Origin of the sequence: Aquabacterium sp. UBA2148 (assembly GCF_002328915.1) — a bacterium.
GTDB lineage: Bacteria > Pseudomonadota > Gammaproteobacteria > Burkholderiales > Burkholderiaceae_C > Aquabacterium > Aquabacterium parvum.
The window spans coordinates 2,208-5,836 of the sequence record NZ_DCXA01000109.1 but is presented as its reverse complement, the minus strand read 5'-3'; the positions used below and the strand labels follow the sequence as shown (position 1 = coordinate 5,836).

Genomic DNA, 3,629 nt, shown 5'->3' with positions numbered 1-3,629 from the left:
GGGGCGGGCGCCTCCATGATGGGCGCCGTCACCGGAGCGGGGGCCGACGAAGTGCGGGCAGCCGGCGGGTCAAACAGCAGGGTGTATTCGCGCACCAAACGGCCAGACGACCAGGCCAGGTCCAGGATCACGTCGACGAAGGGTTCCTGAACGGGACGATCGCTGCTCAGACGCAGGAATGGGCGGCCATCGGCGCGGCGCTGCAGGGTGATGGAGGTGTTCGACAGAACACCGTTGTAGTCGACGCCGGCTGCGCGGTAGGTCTCGGGCGTGGCCACCTTGACTTGCAGGGTCGCGCCCTCGTCGGCCGTCAGGCTGGTGACATCGATTTCAGCGCGAAGGCCCTCGCCCAGCGCGGACTGAACATTCAGCTTGCCCAAGCCCAAAGCCCAACCAGCGGTCGGCAATGCGGACAGGACGGACACGGCAGCAGCAACAGCAACCCGATTCAGGACGAAACGCCCTGCGGACATGGAATGATCTTTCAAGGCGTCTCCCAATTCGTCATGCGTGGGTCGAAAGACCCGTGGCGGGCCCATGCGACCGCAGGCCCAAAAAGGGCCTGTTTCGCGAAAGGGGCATCACGCCAGCACCTGCAGACGGTACGCGGCACAAAACACAATAGCATCAAGCAGATAGGGTGACAAGCTCATGCTCTGGCTGACATCGGGCCAGCCCAGGATGAAAACCCGTCCTGTTGAAACGGACTTGCGAAATTGTCGCCGGCCGGCCACATGGCCATTTGCTCAGTTTGTTTCCAGACGTTGCAAGAGCGGAGGGAATTACCCGGGATTCGGGGCGCAATTGCCACGCAATGCGCCCCGAACGCCAGGGAAATCCATCACTTGTCGAGCAGGATGCGCAGCATGCGGCGCAGCGGCTCGGCGGCGCCCCACAGCAGCTGGTCACCGATGGTGAAGGCGCCGACGTACTCGGGGCCCATGGCCAGCTTGCGGATGCGGCCCACCGGGATGGTCAGCGTGCCGGTCGTGGCCACCGGGGTGAGCTCGCGGATCGTGGCCTCGCGGGTGTTCGGCACCACCTTCACCCACTCGTTGTCGGCAGCGATCAGCGCCTCGAGGTCGGCCAGGGGCACGTCCTTCTTGAGCTTGAAGGTCAGGGCCTGGCTGTGGCAACGCATGGCGCCGATGCGCACGCAGAAGCCATCGACGGGCACCGCCGGCGAGCCAAAACCTTCGCCCTGGCCGAGGATCTTGTTGGTCTCGGCCATGCCCTTCCACTCTTCCTTGGACTGACCATTGCCCAGGTCCTTGTCGATCCAGGGGATCAGCGAGCCGCCCAGCGGAACGCCAAAGTTGGCGGTCTCGGCCTCGGTCAGCGAACGCTGCTTGGCGATGACCTGGCGGTCGATCTCCAGGATGGCACTCTTGGGGTCGTCCAGCAGGGCCTTGACCTCGGCGTTGAGCGTACCGAACTGGGTCAGCAGCTCGCGCATGTGCTGGGCGCCACCGCCCGACGCAGCCTGGTAGGTCTGGGTGGACATCCACTCGACCAGGCCGGCCTTGTAGAGCGCGCCCACGCCGATCAGCATGCAGCTGACGGTGCAGTTGCCGCCGATCCACTCGTTGCCACCCTTGGCCAGCGAGTTCTTGATGACGGGCATGTTGACCGGGTCGAGCACGATGACGGCGCTGTCCTTCATGCGCAGCGTGGAGGCCGCGTCGATCCAGTGGCCCTTCCAGCCGGCTTCGCGCAGCTTGCCGTACACCTCGGTGGTGTAGTCACCGCCCTGGGCCGTGACGATGATGTCGCAGCGCTTGAGCTCGTCGATGTCGTAGGCGCTCTTGAGCGCCTTCTCGTTCTTGGCCATCGAAGGCGCGGCACCGCCGGCGTTCGAGGTCGAGAAGAACAGGGGTTCGAAGTGAGCGAAGTCGCCTTCGGCCTGCATGCGGTCCATCAGGACCGAGCCGACCATGCCGCGCCAACCCACCAGACCAACCAGAGTCGTAGCCATGTTGTGTGTCCTCAGTAAACGTGTTTGATGTGGGGCCGCTCAGGGGTCACTGCGCCTTGAGCGCGGCCACCACAGCCTCACCCATCTCGACGGTGCCGACCTTCTTGGTGCCTTCGGAGTAGATGTCGGGCGTGCGCAGGCCCTGCTCCAGCACGGACTGCACGGCGCGCTCGATGCGGCTGGCGGCCTCTTCCTGGTTCAGGCTGAAGCGCAGCATCATGGCGGCGCTCAGGACGGTGGCCAGCGGGTTGGCGACGCCCTTGCCGGCGATGTCGGGGGCCGAGCCGTGGCTGGGCTCGTACAGACCCTGGCCCTTGGCGTTCAGCGAGGCCGAGGGCAGCATGCCGATCGAGCCGGTCAGCATGGCCGCGGCATCAGAGAGGATGTCGCCGAACATGTTGCCAGTGAAGAGCACGTCGAACTTCTTGGGCGCCTTGACCAGTTGCATCGCGGCGTTGTCCACGTACATGTGGTCCAGCTCGATGTCGGGGTACTGGGCATGCACCTCGGTGACAACATCCTTCCAGAACTGGAAGGTCTCCAGCACGTTGGCCTTGTCGACGCTGGTCACGCGCTTGTTGCGCTTGCGCGCGGCCTGGAAAGCCACGTGGGCTATGCGCTCGATCTCGGGGCGCGAGTAGCGCATCGTGTCGAAGGCTTCCGGGGCGCCCTTGAACTCGCCATCGGGCGATTCGCGGCGGCCGCGCGGCTGGCCGAAGTAGATGTCACCGGTCAGCTCGCGGATGATGAGGATGTCCAGGCCAGCGACCAGCTCGGGCTTGAGGCTGGAAGCATGCGTGAGTTGCGGATAGCAGATGGCGGGGCGGAAGTTGGCGAACAGGCCCATGTTCTTGCGCAGGCCCAGGATGGCCTGCTCAGGACGCAGCGGGCGGTCGAGCTTGTCGTACTTCCAGTCGCCCACCGAGCCGAACAACACGGCATCGGAAGCCATGGCCAGGTTCAAGGTGTGCTCGGGCAGCGGGTGGCCGTGCGCGTCGAAGGCAGCGCCGCCGACCTTGGCTTCGTCCAGCTGAAAAGGCAGGTCCAGCACCTTCAGCACCTTGACCGCCTCGTTGACGATCTCGGGACCGATGCCGTCACCCGGCAGCACAGCAATCTTCATGACCATGGTGGTTCTCAGTTCTTCTTCGGAATCAAACGATGCGGTTGTTCAGCCAGGGCTTTTGCGCCAGGCGCTCGGCTTCATAGGCCTTGATCTTGTCGGCGTGGCGCAGGGTCAGGCCGATGTCGTCGAAGCCGTTGAGCAGGCAGTACTTGCGGAAGGGCTGCACATCAAAGGGCAGCTCGGCGCCGTCGGCCTTGATCACAACCTGGCGCTCGAGGTCGATGGTCAGCTCGTAGCCAGGGAAGGCAAACACTTCGTTGAACAGCTGATCGACTTGCTGCTCGCTCAGCACGATGGGCAGCAGGCCGTTCTTGAAGCAGTTGTTGAAGAAGATGTCGGCGAAGCTGGGCGCGATGATGGCGCGAAAGCCGTACTGGTCCAGGGCCCAGGGCGCGTGCTCGCGGCTGGAGCCGCAGCCGAAGTTCTGGCGCGCGATCAGGACGGAGGCGCCCTTGTAGCGTGGCTGGTTCAGCACGAAGTCGGGGTTGGGCTTGCGAGAAGCCGGGTCCTGACCCGGCTCGCCAGCGT

Annotated in this window: 2 protein-coding genes and 2 pseudogenes; all 4 read right to left on the bottom strand. The window is 64.6% G+C overall.

The window, feature by feature from the left end:
• A pseudogene (locus B2W70_RS05985) lies at positions 1-488 on the bottom strand (FimV family protein); the annotation flags it as partial.
• A gap of 353 nt (positions 489-841) precedes the next feature.
• Positions 842-1,975: an aspartate-semialdehyde dehydrogenase gene (gene asd, locus B2W70_RS05980; protein WP_286743802.1), complete on the bottom strand. Its 1,134-nt coding sequence runs from the start codon at positions 1,973-1,975 to the stop codon at positions 842-844.
• A 46-nt stretch (positions 1,976-2,021) separates the two neighbouring features.
• Positions 2,022-3,098: a 3-isopropylmalate dehydrogenase gene (gene leuB, locus B2W70_RS05975; protein WP_286743816.1), complete on the bottom strand. Its 1,077-nt coding sequence runs from the start codon at positions 3,096-3,098 to the stop codon at positions 2,022-2,024.
• Between the two features lie 31 nt (positions 3,099-3,129).
• Positions 3,130-3,629 (bottom strand): annotated as a pseudogene (gene leuD / locus B2W70_RS05970) (3-isopropylmalate dehydratase small subunit); the annotation flags it as partial.